Annotated in this window: 17 protein-coding genes; 4 read left to right on the top strand and 13 right to left on the bottom strand. The window is 56.8% G+C overall.

Features of this window, described 5'->3' with window-relative positions:
- Window positions 1-12: 12 nt before the first annotated feature.
- On the top strand, window positions 13-1,176 hold the full coding sequence (locus ACR0CW_RS20060) for a lytic murein transglycosylase (RefSeq protein ID WP_480789127.1): 1,164 nt from the start codon (window positions 13-15) through the stop codon (window positions 1,174-1,176).
- A gap of 49 nt (window positions 1,177-1,225) precedes the next feature.
- Here the strand turns inward: ACR0CW_RS20060 and ACR0CW_RS20055 are convergent, their stop codons facing one another.
- From ACR0CW_RS20055 to ACR0CW_RS20035, 5 genes are all read right to left on the bottom strand, one after another.
- Window positions 1,226-2,023, bottom strand: coding sequence for a class II glutamine amidotransferase (locus tag ACR0CW_RS20055; protein WP_480789126.1), 798 nt, complete (start codon window positions 2,021-2,023; stop codon window positions 1,226-1,228).
- 192 nt (window positions 2,024-2,215) lie between these two features.
- Window positions 2,216-2,578, bottom strand: a complete 363-nt coding sequence (locus ACR0CW_RS20050; protein WP_480789125.1) for a hypothetical protein — start codon at window positions 2,576-2,578, stop codon at window positions 2,216-2,218.
- 54 nt (window positions 2,579-2,632) lie between these two features.
- Window positions 2,633-6,088 carry a chromosome segregation SMC family protein gene (locus ACR0CW_RS20045; protein WP_480789124.1) on the bottom strand — a complete coding sequence of 1,152 codons (3,456 nt, stop codon included), beginning with the start codon at window positions 6,086-6,088 and terminating at the stop codon, window positions 2,633-2,635.
- A 140-nt stretch (window positions 6,089-6,228) separates the two neighbouring features.
- Window positions 6,229-6,636 (bottom strand): hypothetical protein, encoded by a 408-nt coding sequence (locus ACR0CW_RS20040; protein ID WP_480789123.1) that lies wholly within the window; start codon window positions 6,634-6,636, stop codon window positions 6,229-6,231.
- A 43-nt stretch (window positions 6,637-6,679) separates the two neighbouring features.
- Complete coding sequence (locus ACR0CW_RS20035) at window positions 6,680-7,879, bottom strand: aminotransferase-like domain-containing protein (RefSeq protein WP_480789122.1); 1,200 nt, start codon at window positions 7,877-7,879, stop codon at window positions 6,680-6,682.
- 156 nt (window positions 7,880-8,035) lie between these two features.
- Here ACR0CW_RS20035 and ACR0CW_RS20030 point away from each other — a divergent pair, with 156 nt between their 5' ends.
- Both ACR0CW_RS20030 and ACR0CW_RS20025 read left to right on the top strand, forming a co-directional pair.
- Complete coding sequence (locus ACR0CW_RS20030; RefSeq protein WP_480789121.1) at window positions 8,036-8,806, top strand: FadR/GntR family transcriptional regulator; 771 nt, start codon at window positions 8,036-8,038, stop codon at window positions 8,804-8,806.
- Window positions 8,806-9,309 (top strand): metal-dependent hydrolase, encoded by a 504-nt coding sequence (locus tag ACR0CW_RS20025; RefSeq protein ID WP_480789120.1) that lies wholly within the window; start codon window positions 8,806-8,808, stop codon window positions 9,307-9,309. The genes ACR0CW_RS20030 and ACR0CW_RS20025 overlap by 1 nt, the downstream gene beginning before the upstream one ends.
- Window positions 9,310-9,403: 94 nt before the next feature.
- Here the strand turns inward: ACR0CW_RS20025 and ACR0CW_RS20020 are convergent, their stop codons facing one another.
- The 6 genes from ACR0CW_RS20020 to ACR0CW_RS19995 form a co-directional block, all read right to left on the bottom strand.
- A complete protein-coding gene (locus ACR0CW_RS20020; protein WP_155142214.1) occupies window positions 9,404-9,964 on the bottom strand; it encodes a F0F1 ATP synthase subunit B in 561 nt (186 codons plus the stop codon).
- 5 nt (window positions 9,965-9,969) lie between these two features.
- On the bottom strand, window positions 9,970-10,521 hold the full coding sequence (locus ACR0CW_RS20015; RefSeq protein ID WP_155142211.1) for a F0F1 ATP synthase subunit B': 552 nt from the start codon (window positions 10,519-10,521) through the stop codon (window positions 9,970-9,972).
- 86 nt (window positions 10,522-10,607) lie between these two features.
- Entirely contained in the window at window positions 10,608-10,832 is a 225-nt protein-coding gene (locus ACR0CW_RS20010) for a F0F1 ATP synthase subunit C (protein ID WP_008755373.1), read from the bottom strand.
- A 48-nt stretch (window positions 10,833-10,880) separates the two neighbouring features.
- Entirely contained in the window at window positions 10,881-11,636 is a 756-nt protein-coding gene (locus tag ACR0CW_RS20005) for a F0F1 ATP synthase subunit A (protein WP_170333922.1), read from the bottom strand.
- 2 nt (window positions 11,637-11,638) lie between these two features.
- Window positions 11,639-11,974 (bottom strand): AtpZ/AtpI family protein, encoded by a 336-nt coding sequence (locus ACR0CW_RS20000; protein WP_170333924.1) that lies wholly within the window; start codon window positions 11,972-11,974, stop codon window positions 11,639-11,641.
- Between the two features lie 185 nt (window positions 11,975-12,159).
- Window positions 12,160-13,071, bottom strand: coding sequence for a DMT family transporter (locus ACR0CW_RS19995; protein WP_480789119.1), 912 nt, complete (start codon window positions 13,069-13,071; stop codon window positions 12,160-12,162).
- 83 nt (window positions 13,072-13,154) lie between these two features.
- Here ACR0CW_RS19995 and ACR0CW_RS19990 point away from each other — a divergent pair, with 83 nt between their 5' ends.
- Entirely contained in the window at window positions 13,155-13,499 is a 345-nt protein-coding gene (locus ACR0CW_RS19990; RefSeq protein WP_170333925.1) for an ArsR/SmtB family transcription factor, read from the top strand.
- On the opposite strand, the gene ACR0CW_RS19985 is transcribed toward ACR0CW_RS19990, so the two are convergent.
- Both ACR0CW_RS19985 and ACR0CW_RS19980 read right to left on the bottom strand, forming a co-directional pair.
- Window positions 13,496-14,416, bottom strand: coding sequence for a DMT family transporter (locus tag ACR0CW_RS19985; RefSeq protein WP_480789118.1), 921 nt, complete (start codon window positions 14,414-14,416; stop codon window positions 13,496-13,498). The two genes, ACR0CW_RS19990 and ACR0CW_RS19985, sit on opposite strands and share 4 nt — an antisense overlap.
- Window positions 14,413-15,291 (bottom strand): LysR family transcriptional regulator, encoded by an 879-nt coding sequence (locus ACR0CW_RS19980; protein WP_155142205.1) that lies wholly within the window; start codon window positions 15,289-15,291, stop codon window positions 14,413-14,415. Before ACR0CW_RS19980 ends, ACR0CW_RS19985 begins: the two co-directional genes overlap by 4 nt.
- Window positions 15,292-15,297 lie beyond the last annotated feature (6 nt).

The following is a 15,297-nucleotide window of genomic DNA, read 5'->3' as shown; positions in this document are numbered from 1 at the left end:
ACCTGCTCGTCCATGCGTATTCTCTCTGGCCTTGTCGCCGCTACTCTTTTTGCCTCCCCCGCCTTTGCTCAGTGCGGTGGCGGTTTCAACTCCTTCGTCAAAGGTCTGAAGTCCGAAGCGGTCCAGCAGGGTTTTGACAAATCTACCGTGAACGCATTTTTCAAAGGCGTTCAACAAGATCCCAAAGTACTGCAGGCAGACCGGGCCCAAGGTGTTTTCCAAAAGCCGTTCATCGATTTCTCACGCCGCCTGATCTCTGCCAATCGCATTGAACGCGGCCAAGCCATGTCGCGCAAATACGATGCAGTGTTTGATCGGATCGAACGCGAATACGGAATCTCGCGCGGGGTGTTGCTGGCCTTTTGGGCCTTCGAAACCGACTACGGCGCGTTCCAGGGTGATTTCAACACGCGCAATGCTCTGGTGACGTTGGCCCACGATTGCCGACGTCCGGAATTGTTCCGACCGCAGATTTTTGCAGCAATTGAGTTGTATCAGCGGGGTGATTTTGACCCGAATCGCACCACTGGGGCATGGGCTGGGGAAATCGGAATGGTGCAGATGCTACCGCGCGATATCCTTGAAAATGGCGTCGATGGTGACGGCGATGGCAAGGTCTCTTTGAAAACCTCGGCTCCAGATGCGCTGATGTCCGGGGCAAAAATGCTGTCACATTTGGGATGGCAACCGGGTCAGCCTTGGCTGCAGGAGGTGACTGTTCCAGATCAGATGGACTGGTCTCTGTCGGGTCCAGGAAAACCGAGAGCGATTTCTGACTGGCAAGCCATGGGTGTTCAGGCACGCAGCGGATCACTGGCCAATCTGCCCGCTTCTTTGATCCTGCCTCAGGGGCACAAGGGACCTGCCTTTCTGGCCTACCCAAATTTCGATGTCTATTTCGAATGGAACCAGAGCTTTGTTTATGTGCTGACCGCCGCCTATTTCGGCACTCGGTTGGAAGGCGCACAGGTTTATGACGCGGGCAATCCTGCCCCTGGCCTGTCTGGCGCTCAGATGAAGCAACTGCAAAGCAAACTGCAGGCACGCGGCTATGACGTCGGCAAAATCGACGGCATTCTGGGCGCCGGAACACGCGCTGCCGTTCAGTCGGAACAGGTGCGACTTGGCCTGCCAGCGGATGCTTGGCCCACTACGGATTTACTGAATCGGCTATAAATCACTGGCATAGAACGTTCGCGCAATGCCGGCCCATAACAGGTCTCAGCTAGGCGACATTTGCGTGATATTTCTGTGGAACTGGCTCGAACGGGTGCAATCTAAGCGATTTGCCTCGGGTTTCGATCGCGGTGTTTGCGGGTGTCTCAGTCCATTCTCCGCTATCTGCATCCAGTGGCTCGGACGAAATTATGATGCCGTCAGTGCATGCGCGATAGTGGAGGCTGGGTGCAAATCGGTCCGAGGCATATCGCGCAGCAAATACGCGCTCCCCATCCGACCAGCAGGCAGCGAACCGAAGGTAAGGTAGTGATCCGCGTTTCCGGGAAAGTGCCTCAACGCGTTCAACAGCGCGCACCATTGCCCCTATTGGATCGGCATCCAAGCCTTCACCATGCGCTATCAGAAAGATCGCTTCGCTTTCAGTTGCACCCAGCCTGTGTTGGTACAAGTCAGCTGGTATCATACCGTCCAGTTCTTGCCGGATACTCTCGTGCCCACCGGCCTGGCCGTTGTGCATGAAGCTCCACTTGCCAAAGCCAAACGGATGGCAGTTGTTTCGAGATGTGGCAGTCCCGGTTGAAGCACGCACATGGGCCAGAAACAGTGGCGACTGCGTATGGTGCGTCAGCTGTTTCAGATTGGCGTCAGACCACGCTGGGTTGGTGTCTTTGTAGAAGCAGGGCGTGCCACGTTCCGAATACCAGGCAAGGCCGAAACCATCTGCGTTGATCGGAGTCTTCCCAATAAGTGCATTGCGGCTTTGCATGACCAAGGATTGCTCCTGGTTCAGCACTAACTCATCCAAATAACGTTTAGCGCCGACCCAAGCTAAAAAACGGCACATCTACTCTGACCTTTTATTCTCTGTTATTGCTTTCAGGAATTTATCGTCAGAGGCATCAATATATACCCCATTTATTCGCTTATTTGTTGCGTTTCACCGATCAATTGACACACATTATGTAAACAGGTCGTTCAAACACTTGGTGCAAACTTAAGTATGCTTGGCTTTTAAACGGCACCCTTAAGACCGATTTCAATCGGGGCGCACCGGATAGCGTTCGCCTTTTTCGTTGATCAGTATCAAGCGGTCACCGCTGCGCACATACAAATCACAGCGGCTGAGACCATTACGATAATCAACACAAACACTGCCGTCCTCGGCAATGCGATAAGTACCGAATGCGGTTCCGCCACCATTCGTCTCCGAATAGGTATAGGAGTAAGCTCCACCAGTAGAATAACGGGATTGCCCATCGTCATAGAAGGTGAACGTCTGGCCCGCCAATGCATCCAGTTCCTGTTGATTCAGCGGCACATCGCCCGGTTTGGTTGCCCAATCAGCAGCCCAAAGCGGAGTTGAAATACAAATCACAAGGATCAGAAACAGTCGTGTCATGCAGCCACATTATCCCGCAGCGCCTCAAAACCCTCATAACGTTGCGGTGAACGGTCAGGCGACCATCTGCTCGGCCTTCTTCAAATCAACCGAGACGAGCTGGCTGACGCCCTGCTCCTGCATGGTAACACCAAACAGCCGATCCATTCGGGCCATGGTCACCGCGTGGTGGGTGATGATCAGGAACCGCGTGTCGGTCTGGCGGCACATCTCGTCCAGCAGATCACAGAAGCGCGTGACGTTGGCGTCATCCAGCGGCGCATCGACCTCGTCCAAAACACAAATCGGAGCGGGGTTGGCAAGGAATACGCCAAAGATCAGCGCCGTCGCGGTCAGGGTCTGCTCCCCACCCGACAGCAGGCTCAGTGTCGAGAGCTTTTTACCCGGTGGCTGACACATGATCTCAAGGCCCGCATCCAGCGGGTCATCGCTTTCGACCATGACCAGATTGGCCTCGCCACCGCCAAACAGGTGCTTGAACAGCATCGCAAAATTCGAGTTCACCTGTTCGAACGCAGTTAACAGACGCTCGCGTCCCTCGCGGTTCAGGCTGGCGATACCGCTGCGCAGCGCCTTGATCGCCTCTTCCAGATCAGATTTTTCGCTGTTGAGCGTATCGAATTCTTCCTGAACCTCTTTGGCATCCTCTTCGGCGCGCAGGTTGACCGCACCCATCGCATCACGCTGACGCTTATGGCGGTTCACCTCGGCCTCAAGCGTGTCCGCAGCAGGCATTTGATCAGGATTTACATCCAATTGGTTCAGCAATTGGTTTGGTGTCAATTGCTGATCTTCTGCAATTCGTTCGGCTGCGGCGACAACGCTTTCTTTGGCGGCATCGCAGCGCGCCTCAGCAGCCGCTCGCGTTTCGCGTGCTTCTGATGCCAGGCGTTCTGCTTCACGCTCAGCCAGTACAACCTCACGCTGCTGGGTTTCTGCCTCGGCCAGCCTGTCCGCTGCCTCTGCACGGCGCGCCTCGGCAGTTTCGATCAGCTCATTCAGTTCTTCGCGCGCTTCGACAATCTCACCGGGCGCGGCCATGGCTTCGGTCAGTTCTTCTTCTGAACTTTCCTTGCGTTCAGCCAGTTCCGATATACGCTTTTCAGCAGTTTCCAGACGGTGACGCCAACCGCTGAGATCCTTGGTGACCTCTTGTGTTCGCCGGGTGCGCGCATCACCTTCGCGACGCAACTCGTCATGGGTCGAACGATGTGTCAGCATGGTAATCCGCGCTGCTTCAACCGTTTGCTTGATATCCTCGACCTGCGCGCGGGCGCTATCCAGATCACCCAGCCCGGTCAGCGCACCTTCGGCCTCGCGCAGCTGAGCGCGAGCAGACATGGCGTCTTCCTTGTGGCGATCCACGGCCAGAGACAGGGTTTCCAGCTTGCCCTGTGCCAGATTGCGGTCGGCTTCAGCCCGGCTGAGTTGGCGCGCGGTTTCGGCCATGCGCTGATCGGCAGCACGACGCGCTTCGCGTGCACGACGATCGGCTTCGGTCACATCCGCCAGTTGCTGCGACAGCGCCTCATGCGCGGCGCGCGCTCCATCAGCTTGCGCTTCGGTACGCGTCAGTTCCTGTTTCAGCGCTTCCAGCTTGTTGAGCTGCTCCAGGCGCAGTGCAGCAGCGCTTGGCGCATCTTCAGCCCAAGCGCGGAAACCATCCCAGCGCCACAGATCGCCCGAGCGCGACACCAGCCGTTGGCCGGGTTTCAGCGATGCTTGCAACCGTGCGCCTAGATCGGCATCGACCAACCCGATCTGTGCAATCCTACGACTCAGACGGTCTGGTCCCGAGACGTGCAACGCCAGTGGTTCAGCGCCCTCGGGCAGAGGTTGATCGCTGTCATATCCCGCCACCTGCACCCAGCCCGAAGGGCCATCCCCTTCGACCAGAGGCGCACGCAGATCGTCGGCCAGTGCGGCGCCAAGCGCCTTTTCATAACCGGGTGCTACACGCAGCAGGTCAAGCACCTGCCCACCCTCGGCCGTATCCCGTTCAACCAGTTTAGCCAGCGCTGTTGTCTCGGCTCGGATGGCGCCCAATTCACCTTCCGCCTCAGAGCGTTGTGCCCGGGCTTCGGCTTCGCGCGCCTGTGTTTCATTGCGCAGCTCATCGGCAGCGGCCAGCGCTTCTTCGGCAGCTTCAGCAGCCTCGCGCGCCTCTTCCTCGGCTTCCTGAGCAGTTTCAAAGGCTTCGCTGGTACGGGTCAGCGCTTCGCGCGCCTCCTCCACCGACGAACGGGCTTTCTCTTCCTCACCTTCAGAACGCGCCAGTGTCTTGCGACTGTCCTCGACCAACCGTTGCGCAGACTGATGGCGTGCAACGAGGCGGGCCATATCCTCGGTTTCCTGCGACAGGTGATCTTCACGATCCTGCAAAACCGAGGCAGCATCGCGGGCAATTTCGGCGGCCTCAGCTACCTTGTCCTCGTGACCTTCGGCAGCTTTGGCCAGTTCGCGGGCTTCCCATTCCAGACGTTCGATCATCTGCCCGGCGTCCCGGTTCAGGCCAGTCTCACGCTCGATGTCGTTGCCAAGCTGCTGAATACGATTGGTCAGCGTTTCTATGGTCTGGCGCGCGCGGGTTTCCTGATCGGCCAGTGCATCACGCTGAACCTGCTGGCGTTGCAGGACCGCGGCGGCGATAGCCTCTTCTTCGCGCAAGGGCGGCAGGGTTTCCTCAATCTCAGCGCGCTTCGCCGCTGCCGCTCTTGCTTCGGCCTCAGCGCGCGATGCTTCGGTGATCCGTTCGCGCAGTTTTTCTTCGGCCTGCTGACGGGCAATGTCGGCCTCTTTCCAGCGACGATAAAGCAGCATGCCCTCGGCTTGGCGCAGTTGCTCGCCTATCTCGCGATAACGTGCAGCCTGACGGGCCTGACGCGCCAATTGCGCCAGCTGTGTCCCGAGTTGTTCGAGAACGTCATCAACGCGCGTCAGGTTGGACTCAGTACCCTTTAACTTCAACTCGGCCTCGTGCCGACGTTGGTAGAGGCCCGAGATACCGGCCGCTTCTTCCAGAATACGCCGACGGGCGCGTGGCTTGGCGTTGATCAGTTCCGCAATACGGTTCTGTCCTACCAACGCGGGTGAATGCGCGCCGGTCGAAGCATCTGCGAACAACATCTGCACATCACGGGCCCGCACATCCTTACCGTTGGTCTTGTAGGCGCTGCCCACATCGCGGGTGATGCGTCGGACAATCTCAAGCTGGTCGCTGTCGTTGAAGCCTGAAGGTGCCAGTCGCTCTGAATTGTCCATCGTCAGGACAACTTCGGCAAAATTCCGAGCAGGACGCGTGGCAGCCCCCGCAAAGATAACATCCTCCATTGCGCCACCGCGCATGGATTTGGGGCGGTTCTCACCCATCACCCAACGCAATGCTTCCAGAAGATTGGACTTGCCACAACCGTTTGGCCCCACCACACCGGTCAACCCATCCGCGATGATCAGATCGGTCGGATCAACAAAGCTTTTAAAGCCGGTCAGTTTGAGTTTGCTAAAGCGCAATGGCCGTTTTATCCGTGATTCCTACGTTCAGGAAGTCTGCGCAAGGGATGGGGGACGAGTCAACGGAGTTACGCAGGATATGGGCCCGTGATCCGAGTTATCCACAATATCTTGCCAAAACCGTGCGAAAATACGCGCATTCAGTAGGGCGTACATTCAAAAACCTGGTAGCCTAAGTCACTACCTGCATCTTCGTAGGTGCCATAGTCGATACATTCATAGTTTGGCGTCGAAACTGCCGTCAGCAGCAAGCGTTCCCCTGCCGCACGATCACAACCAAGTACACCAACCGTAACTGCGGCATCACCCAACACGTCGAGAATGGGACAGCCCGAAACCTGCGCCATCGCAAGTGCCGCCCGATCGCGGATCGGCCCGAGGCGTGGGGCATATTGTGTGTTTACCCGCACAGCTTCGGCCAGTTCCCCACGAACCCGCACATCAAACACGCTGCCGTTCACAGCAATACGCGTAGCGGGCACCCCTTGAAAATGAGGTGTACCCGCAGAGCAAGCTGCCAACATCAGAAGGGCCAGGTACCGGATCATGCCGCAGCTTTGCGACAATTTGGTTAACAGATCCTTTCCGGATTCAGCGGCGCAACACTTCTCCCAACCGGCGAATGCCCTCTCGGATTGTGTCCTCGTCAGAGTTTGAGAAACTCAGCCGAATGGTATTTGCGCCCGTTTCATCAGGGAAAAAGGCCTGCCCGGGCACGAATGCCACTTTGACAGTTTCGAGCGCTCTGGACAGCAAATCAGCGCCATCCATACCCGAAGGCAAAGTGATCCAAACAAACATACCACCCTCTGGTTTGGTCCATTGAACCTCCTTCGGCATATACTCTTCCAATGCTGCCAACATCGCATCACGCCGGACGCCGTAGACGTTTCTGAGCATTGGAATGTGGGTATCAAAGCTTGCCCTCGCGACCTGATAGACCGCCATCTGGTTGATCGTAGCGGAGTGCAGATCAGCCGCCTGCTTCATCAAAACCAATTGAGAGATAATTGGCTTGGCTGCCACAACCCAGCCGACCCGCAAACCCGGCGACAGGGTCTTGGAAAAGCTACCGCAATAGATGGTGCGACAGCTCTCAAGCGATCCTTTCCGCGCCAGTTCCAGACTCAGGATCGGCGGGATCGCGTCACCTTCGTAACGAAGCGCCTGATAAGCTCCATCCTCGATGATGGCGCAATCCAGCTCTTCTGCCAGATCGAGCAGGGCCTCACGTCCACGCAGATCAACGGTTTCGCCGGTCGGGTTCGCGAAATCCGGGGAGAGATAGGCGAACTTGACCGCCCCCTCACCTGCCCCGGACCGATACTCTGCAGCACCTCGGTTGCCATTTATGCTGATCCGGTCAAATCGGGGCTCATAGGCGTTGAAGGCCGCCAATGCCCCCAAATAGGTCGGCCAACCCACAAGCGCCGTATCACCGGGAGAAAGATAGAGCTTACCGAGATAGTCGAGTGCTTGCTGTGATCCCGAAGTGATCAGCACATTGTCGATGTCACAATCCACACCAATCTGGCGCATGTGCTCAGCGATCCACTCGCGCAGGGGAACATATCCCTCACTCACAGAATACTGCAGTGACTGGGCCTGTTGATCCACCCCAAGGGCCACCTGAAAAGCGTCTGCAAATCCTTCCGCTGGAAACAGCGCCGGATCGGGGATGCCTCCTGCAAATGAGATAATCCCGGGCTGATCGAGTAGCTTAAGCAATTCTCGTATCTCGGATGCCTTCATCCGAGATGCACGGGTGGCGAACAGGTGATGCGTTGACATGAGCTTCCTCCGAACTCTGCTCAGCGCAGCCTATGCCGACTCAATTTAATGTCAATATTTCTGACCTAATATTTCAACGAACTTGAATAACGCACTTTCTTGAAGCGGACTGGTTTACGTGGTCATATGATTTGACCAATTCAGAACGACACAGTCATGCCCTTTCAAAAAGTTCAGACCGAAAAGCTGTCTCTGGCCGTTGTCCGCCAGATCGAATTACTCATTCTGCGCGGCATTCTGCGCCCGGGTGAACGCCTGCCCTCGGAACGAGAACTGGCCGAACGCATGGGTGTATCACGCCCATCATTGCGAGAGGCGATTTCGGAACTGCAGGAACAAGGACTGCTGACTGCCAAGGCCGGATCCGGCATCTATGTCGCAGAGGTGCTGGGCTCGGCATTTTCACCAGCGCTGATCCAGTTGTTCAGCAGCCATGATGAAGCTGTATTCGATTATCTGTCGTTTCGCCGGGATATGGAGGGGTTGGCAGCAGAGCGGGCGGCTAGGCTAGGGTCAGACAGCGATCTTAAGGTTATTCAGACGATCTTTGAAAAGATGAAGGCCGCCCATGATCGCAACGCAGCCGAGGAAGAAGCACATCTGGATGCCCAGTTTCACATGGCGATCATCGAAGCCAGCCACAACGTCGTCATGCTGCATATGATGCGATCCATGTTCGATCTGCTACGCCAAGGTGTTTTCTACAACAGGCAGATGATGTTCCAGCAACGCACAACCAGAGACTCGATTCTGGATCAGCACCGGGCCATTAACTCGGCGCTACAGGCGCGCGATCCTCAGGGGGCCCGGAAAGCGGTTCAGCAACACCTGAGTTTTGTCGAGCGATGTATGGAGGATCAGCAGAAGGCGCTGAAGAACGAAACCATCGCCCAGCAGAGACTGGCGCATGAAACCGGTCAAAATTGATGTTTATCGGCCACCTGCCGGGTGCCTATCTAATTTTCAGAACAGCGACACCCAATGTCGGCAAATTGGCATTCGCTGCAGCAATGCTGGGCGCAGTTGCGCCTGATCTGGACATGCTTTGGTTTTATCTGGTGGATAACCGCGCCCACCATCATCACGCCTATCTGACCCATCGACCTATCGTTTGGGTCGCTCTACTGTTTGCTGGACTTGCGCTACGGCTTTTCCACCCTAAGGCGGGTACTGTACTTGCATTTTTCGGTGCTGGCGGAGTTGTTCATATGGCGCTGGATTCCATCGTCGGCAAAATCGCGTGGGCCTGGCCATATTCGGACTACTCGCAGCCGCTTGTTGTCGTGAAGGCGACCCATTCACACTGGATTCTGTCTTTTCTGAACCACTGGACCTTTGCAGTTGAGCTCGCAATCACAGCCCTTGCAATAGCGCTATGGCTCTGGCGCAGGCGTAACTCAACCTACGTACAATCCAGTGATAATGGCTGATGGAGTAGATGTGCTTCAGATATGAAGGCTTTGCGAGAGTTTGATCGCCTCTCAGAATTCAGACCCGGCAGCGGAACCGCCGGGTCAGAAACTCTTAGTGCAGCTTTTCACCGACGTCGGCAATTGCCGCATCGATCAGCTTGTTCGCCTGAGTAGCAGTCATCTGCTTTGCCAACACTTCGTTGGCTGCCGATACGGCTACGGTCACGGCCTGATCGCGCACTTCTTTGACAGCCGAAGCTTCTGCAGACGCGATCTGATCCTGCGCAGCAGCCAAGCGGCGTGCGATGGAGTTTTCCAGATCGGCTTTGGCCTGCTCGGCGGCCAGTGCAGCATCTTCCTTGGCAGCAGCGACAATCGCGTCTGCCTGACCTTGTACTTCACGCTGCTTGCGCTCGTACGAAGCCAGAAGGCTGCGGGCTTCTTCGTGCAGGGCGCGAGCTTCGTCCAGTTCGGCTTTAATGCCCTCGGCACGGTTATCCAGCGCACCACCGATCATCGACGGCACCTTGAAGTAGAACAGAACCGCGATGAAAACGATAAAGCCCAGCGTGACGACGAAGTCGGTGTTGCCAAGCGAGAAGAACGGACCGCTTGCGGCAAATGCCGGGCTGGCTGCGCCGATGGTCAGGATAAGGGCAAGAGTGTTCCGCATGTCACTTATCCTTTCGATTGCGCGTCTACGGCACTGGCGATGGCTTTGGCATCCGCCTCGCCGCCCAGCGCAGTAACCAGTTCAGCCGCCGTGTCCTTGGCAACCACTTGAATGCTTTCCAGCGCACCGGCACGGATTTCGGCGATTGCCTTTTCCGATTCAGCCGCCTTTGCAGCGATTTCCGCGTCCGCCTTGGCAATCGCGTCATCCAGACCAGACTGGATTTCTGCGCGTGCTTCGGCAGCGATACGCTGCGCTTCGGCACGGGCATCGGCCAGCGCCTTGTTATAGGCCTCTTCAGCCTCGACCGCCTTGGCCTTCAGATCTTCGGCCGCAGCCAGGTCATTTGTAATGGTCCCCTGACGTTCAGCCAGGATTGCCGCGATGCGAGGCAGAGCCACGCGAGACAGGACCAGAAAGATGACGACCAGCGTGATGACCAGCCAGAAAATCTGGTTGGGGAACCAATCGAAGCAGAGCTGCGGCATCCCGATGGCAGAGCCATAGGAGTCGACGCACGAGCCAGCTACCTCTTCTGTAAGGGGTTCAGTCGCCATGATATCCTCCGTCGGAAACTTGTCTTTACAACAGGTGGGCCGCTATGGCTTGGACCCACCTGCGCGTAAGGATCAGGTTCCGCAGATTATACGGCGAACATCAGCAGCAGCGAGACCAGGAATGCGAAGATCCCCAGGGCTTCTGCGAACGCGATACCGATGAACAGGGTTGCGGTCTGCGAAGCAGCCGCCGAAGGGTTGCGCAGGGCGCCGGACAGGAAGTTACCTGCAACGTTGCCCACCCCGATTGCGGCTGCGCCGGAACCGATTGCTGCCAGGCCTGCGCCGATGTGTGCGAGATCGCCTTCCATGATGTATCTCCTTACGAATTGGAAGTTTCGATGTTGGGGTATCAGACCTTAGTGCGAAGGATGCAGCGCATCTTTCAGGTAAACACAGGTCAGAATGGTGAATACGTAGGCCTGAATAAAGGACACGAGGACCTCAAGGCCGTACATTGCGGTGATCGCCAGAACGGACACGGGCGAGATCGCGGCGATTGCAGCAAAGCCTGCGAACACCTTGATAACAGCGTGGCCAGCCATGACGTTACCGGCAAGACGAATGGAGTGGCTGACCGGGCGTACGAAATACGAGATCAGCTCGATGATCGCCAGAACCGGGCGCAGAGCTAGAGGCGCGCTGGAGACCCAGAACAGACCCAGGAAACCTGCGCCGTTCTTTACAAAGCCCAGAACGGTCACGGTCAGGAAGACCGACAGCGCCAGCGGGATGGTCACGGCGAAATGCGATGTGGTGGTGAAGGACATGGGGATCATGCCCAGGAAGTTCGCGCAGACGATGAACATGAACAGGGTCATGACATATGGGAAGTACTTGACGCCTTCCTTGCCGCAGATGTCTTCCAGCATCTTGTAGATAAAGCCGTAGGCCAGTTCGGCCACCGACTGCATACGGGTTGGAACGATGGCGCGCTTCGAAGTGCTGAGAACCAGCAAAGCGAAGATCGCAGCGATTGCCAGGAACAGCCACAGTGTCACGTTGGTCGGTGTGTACCACGCAATCTCACCGCCAAAGAGCGGTTTGACAATGAACTGGTCCATTGGGTGGAATACCAGGCTGCTGCCTTCTGCTGCGGTGGTCTCGGTCGCCACGTTCAGTCCCTCTCGTCTCGTTCGGCCTGCTCTTGGGCCGCCGTCTGTTTCTCCTGAACCTCTTTCGCGCTGCGGAGCATAACCTTCACGCCCGCGACAAGGCCCAGCAATGTGAATAGCACCAGGAATATCGGGATTGTCCCGAGCAGGCTGTCCAGCCCGTATCCGATGCCAAATCCGATCCCAAGACCGGAAACCATTTCGATGACCATCCTCCAGGCAAGCTCGCCCCCGGACACGTCAGCATCTGCACGAGGCTTTGGCGCTTTGGCCTTTTTCGCCGCCGCAATCTTGGCCTCAAGCTGCGCCATACGCTGCTTTTGGTCATCATCGGTCACGGGCGGTTTCCTCGCACTGTCTTGAGGCTAGGTGCTAAGGGGCATGGGGCGCAGAGTCAACGCTATTGAGATCGCAGTTCGAGATCGGTCAAGGTATTGTTTTATAAACTTTATTTACGACGCATACTTGATGAGACCACAGAGTTAGACTGGCAAATGCGGCGATAGTAGCTAAATCCGCATATTCAACCTCTTGGTTGATCTTTGTATTCCCTATCCGCTTGCCAACGTCTGACAATACGCCCATCGATCAGCAAAAGGCCGGCGAAAATGGCCGCCATGCCAACCAGATGCTCCGGCAAAAGTGTCTCTCCCAGAACAGATGTCCCGAGCACCAGCGCTGAGACCGGGGCGATCAAGGTGACTGTTGAGATATTGGTCGGTCCCACCTTTGGCAGCAGCCAATAAAACGCAATGAATGCCACCGAGGTCAGGACAAATCCGATCATCAGAAGCGAGGCCCAAGTCTCGGCGCGCGTGATATGAGGCAGTCCTTCCTGCCAAAGTGCCAGCGGGGCGATCGACAGCGTTGCGCCCGTCAGGGCAAGAGCCACCAGAACAACTGGCGGCATGTCCCGGAACGCGCGGGCGAAATTGAGCGAGAAAGCGTAACAAACGGGTGCGAGTAGGATCAGCAGAATGGCCCAAAACTCGGACTTCGCACCCGACTGCAAGAGCGGTAGTGATAGAACGACGATACCGGCAAACCCGCAAACCACACCCAATGACTTGAGCAGTGTGGCCCGCTCACCTCCGGGCCAGAAATGCGAGACGATGACGGCAAAGGCCGGTGTTGTGGCGTTCACGATACCGGCGACACCTGCGCCGATATGCTGCTGGCCCAGCGCATAAAACGCAAATGGCGCTGCGTAACTCAGCGCGCCGAAGCCCAACAGCCCCGCAGCTCGGCCAAGGGTCAGATGGACCGGCAAACGCCTACCCAAAACGTAAATCCAACACCCCAGCGCCCCAAAGCCCACGCGCCCCATCGAGACCGACAATGGCCCAAGCTCACGCAGCAAAATGGCGTTGAACATGAAGGACATGCCCCAGCCGATGCCAAGGACGCAGATCACCAGCCAGTATTTCAGTGGCATCGTCACGCCCCCTCTAAGTTTCGGCGCAGCATGGCGTGGGCTCGGAAATTGTCAAACAGCTTCCTGCATATTAGGAAGGAACCATGTCCAGCGATCTAGACACTGTATTCGCGGCCCTTGCCGACCCCACGCGCCGCACCATTCTGGCAATGCTGCTTGAGGATGACATGGCCGTCACCGATGTGGCTGAACCATTCGAGATGTCGCTAGCGGCGATCTCGAAACATCTGGTCATTCTGACCAAGGCCGGGCTGATTTCTCAGGAAAAGCGGGGCCGGGTGAAATGGTGCAAGCTGGAGCCCGACGCCCTGAGACAGGCTTCAGTTTGGATGCAGGGATTCGGGCAATTTGAACCGGTGAATCTGGACGCCTTTGAACGCTTTCTCGAAACCGAAAACCTTGGGGAACAAGAAGGCAAACAATCCTAGCCTTCGCGACTGCGGGATCGATGCGCTGCCTGTCCTTCCTCTTCAGGCTTCAGCAGCATCAGCAACGCGATCACAGTCAATGCAACTCCGATCAGGATCATCCCGGTTGGGGCACCGTTTCCAAGTGCGATTTCCCACAGGATGACCCAACTGGGTGTCAGATAGGTATAGGCCATGACTTTCGCCGATGGCAGATAGAGCGTTGCGTATTGAAGCAGCACGAAAGTAGCGGCACTTGCAAAAATCGCCACGTAGAACAGCCCGATCCAGACAATCGGCGGAAGGTTCATCCAATCGGTCGTGCGAATGTCCGACCACCCGAACACCAAAAGAACTGCACATCCCGCCAATAGCATACCGAATGTAAAGACCACTGCTGGTTCTCCACGATTCAGTTTGCGTACCATAGGGGTGTAGATCGCATGCGCAACGCACCCCCAGAAATAGATGATCTCACCTTGACCGATCTCAAACGCGTGAAAGGCTTGCCAGTCCGCGCGGAAAATCACCCAGAGAGCCCCTACTGCCCCAACCAACAATGCCATGGCCATGTGAGAGGTCGTGATCTGGCGCAACAACATCCATCCGGCAATGGCAGATAGTATAGGCGTCAGAGTGAAGACGGCTGCGGCACTGACTGGCGGTGCAGTTTTCAGACCATAGAACATCAGCACAAAGTAGGTTGCGAACAGCCCGCCGAGCACGAGATAGCGCCAGGGCGCTTTGGCCGCACTGCGCGGTATGCCAGTGGTGACCAGCGCAGCGACACCAATCACGACGGCAGCAATCGCAAACCGCGCAGCGTTTAGCGCGGCAGGTGCAATCTCATTGGCGATCATTGAGCCAAGCGAAAAACTGCCCGCGACAAGTGCAGAAAAAGCCAACATGGCCAGATGGCCACGGGCCTGAGAACTCATGGCAGCCAATCCTTGGCCTGCTCTTTCAGGAACGTCAGGAACGCCTGGACCTTTGTTGTGCGGTGCAGATCGACATGTGTCACCAACCACAGTTTGCCTGACCATTCGGGCAATGGATCCATGACCTCTTCCAATTCCGGATGACGTGCGGCTTCCCAACGCGCCATAAATCCTATGCCGGCCCCGGCCCGAACCGCTTCAGCGCCAGTGAAATTGTTCGAGCAGCGGAAAGTGATCGCCTCGGCAGGTGCATTGGTGCGCAGCCACTGGGAAAATGGCGCACGGCTGTTTTCATCGTCATTGCCGACAAAGGCGTGGTTGGCAAAATCCTCGATGCCGGATGGTTTTCCACGACGGTCAATGTAGCCCTTGCTGGCATAGAGGCCCACCTCCTGCGAGACGAAGGGCTGCACAACATTGTCAGGCTGATCAGGCGCAGCACCGGCGCGGATAGCTACATGTGCCTCACCATATTCCAGCCTGAACAACCGATCTCCGGTCAGATAACGCACGATGAGCTCGGGATGGGTTTTCTGAAACTCGCTGAGTGTAGGCACGACTAATGGTGCCAACGATGCCAGTGATGTGACCACCAACTCTCCCGAAACATCGTCCCCACGTCCCTTCATCCTGCCGACAAGCTGATTGAACTGATCCTCGGTTGCCTGCGCAACACGCAACAGATCCTCTCCCGCTTCAGTTGGGGTGTATCCGCGGGCGTGGCGCTGGAATAGCTTGACGCCTAAACGGGCCTCGATCGCGTCGATATGACGAATGACAGTGGCATGGTGCACACCCAATACTTCGGCTGCGCCACTAACTGTCCCCATCCGGGCCACCTGATAGGCGGTTCTTACCTCATCCCAGTTATCCATGATCAC

It is taken from the genome of Ruegeria sp. CH6 (assembly GCF_056537005.1).
The sequence above is the reverse complement of the archived record's forward strand: the minus strand, read 5'-3'. Positions and strand labels throughout refer to the sequence as shown.

Bases quoted from the DNA above. Each gene is read 5' to 3' on its own strand.
- ACR0CW_RS20030 (WP_480789121.1), top strand. From the start codon at position 8,036: ATGCCCTTTCAAAAAGTTCAGACCGAAAAGCTGTCTCTGGCCGTTGTC.
- ACR0CW_RS20055 (WP_480789126.1), bottom strand. From the start codon at position 2,023: ATGTGCCGTTTTTTAGCTTGGGTCGGCGCTAAACGTTATTTGGATGAG.
- ACR0CW_RS19980 (WP_155142205.1), bottom strand. From the start codon at position 15,291: ATGGATAACTGGGATGAGGTAAGAACCGCCTATCAGGTGGCCCGGATG.
- ACR0CW_RS19990 (WP_170333925.1), top strand. From the start codon at position 13,155: ATGTCCAGCGATCTAGACACTGTATTCGCGGCCCTTGCCGACCCCACG.
- ACR0CW_RS20050 (WP_480789125.1), bottom strand. From the start codon at position 2,578: ATGACACGACTGTTTCTGATCCTTGTGATTTGTATTTCAACTCCGCTT.
- ACR0CW_RS20025 (WP_480789120.1), top strand. From the start codon at position 8,806: ATGTTTATCGGCCACCTGCCGGGTGCCTATCTAATTTTCAGAACAGCG.
- ACR0CW_RS20015 (WP_155142211.1), bottom strand. From the start codon at position 10,521: ATGGCGACTGAACCCCTTACAGAAGAGGTAGCTGGCTCGTGCGTCGAC.
- ACR0CW_RS20060 (WP_480789127.1), top strand. From the start codon at position 13: ATGCGTATTCTCTCTGGCCTTGTCGCCGCTACTCTTTTTGCCTCCCCC.
- ACR0CW_RS20040 (WP_480789123.1), bottom strand. From the start codon at position 6,636: ATGATCCGGTACCTGGCCCTTCTGATGTTGGCAGCTTGCTCTGCGGGT.
- ACR0CW_RS20020 (WP_155142214.1), bottom strand. From the start codon at position 9,964: ATGCGGAACACTCTTGCCCTTATCCTGACCATCGGCGCAGCCAGCCCG.
- ACR0CW_RS20010 (WP_008755373.1), bottom strand. From the start codon at position 10,832: ATGGAAGGCGATCTCGCACACATCGGCGCAGGCCTGGCAGCAATCGGT.
- ACR0CW_RS19995 (WP_480789119.1), bottom strand. From the start codon at position 13,071: ATGCCACTGAAATACTGGCTGGTGATCTGCGTCCTTGGCATCGGCTGG.
- ACR0CW_RS19985 (WP_480789118.1), bottom strand. From the start codon at position 14,416: ATGAGTTCTCAGGCCCGTGGCCATCTGGCCATGTTGGCTTTTTCTGCA.
- ACR0CW_RS20035 (WP_480789122.1), bottom strand. From the start codon at position 7,879: ATGTCAACGCATCACCTGTTCGCCACCCGTGCATCTCGGATGAAGGCA.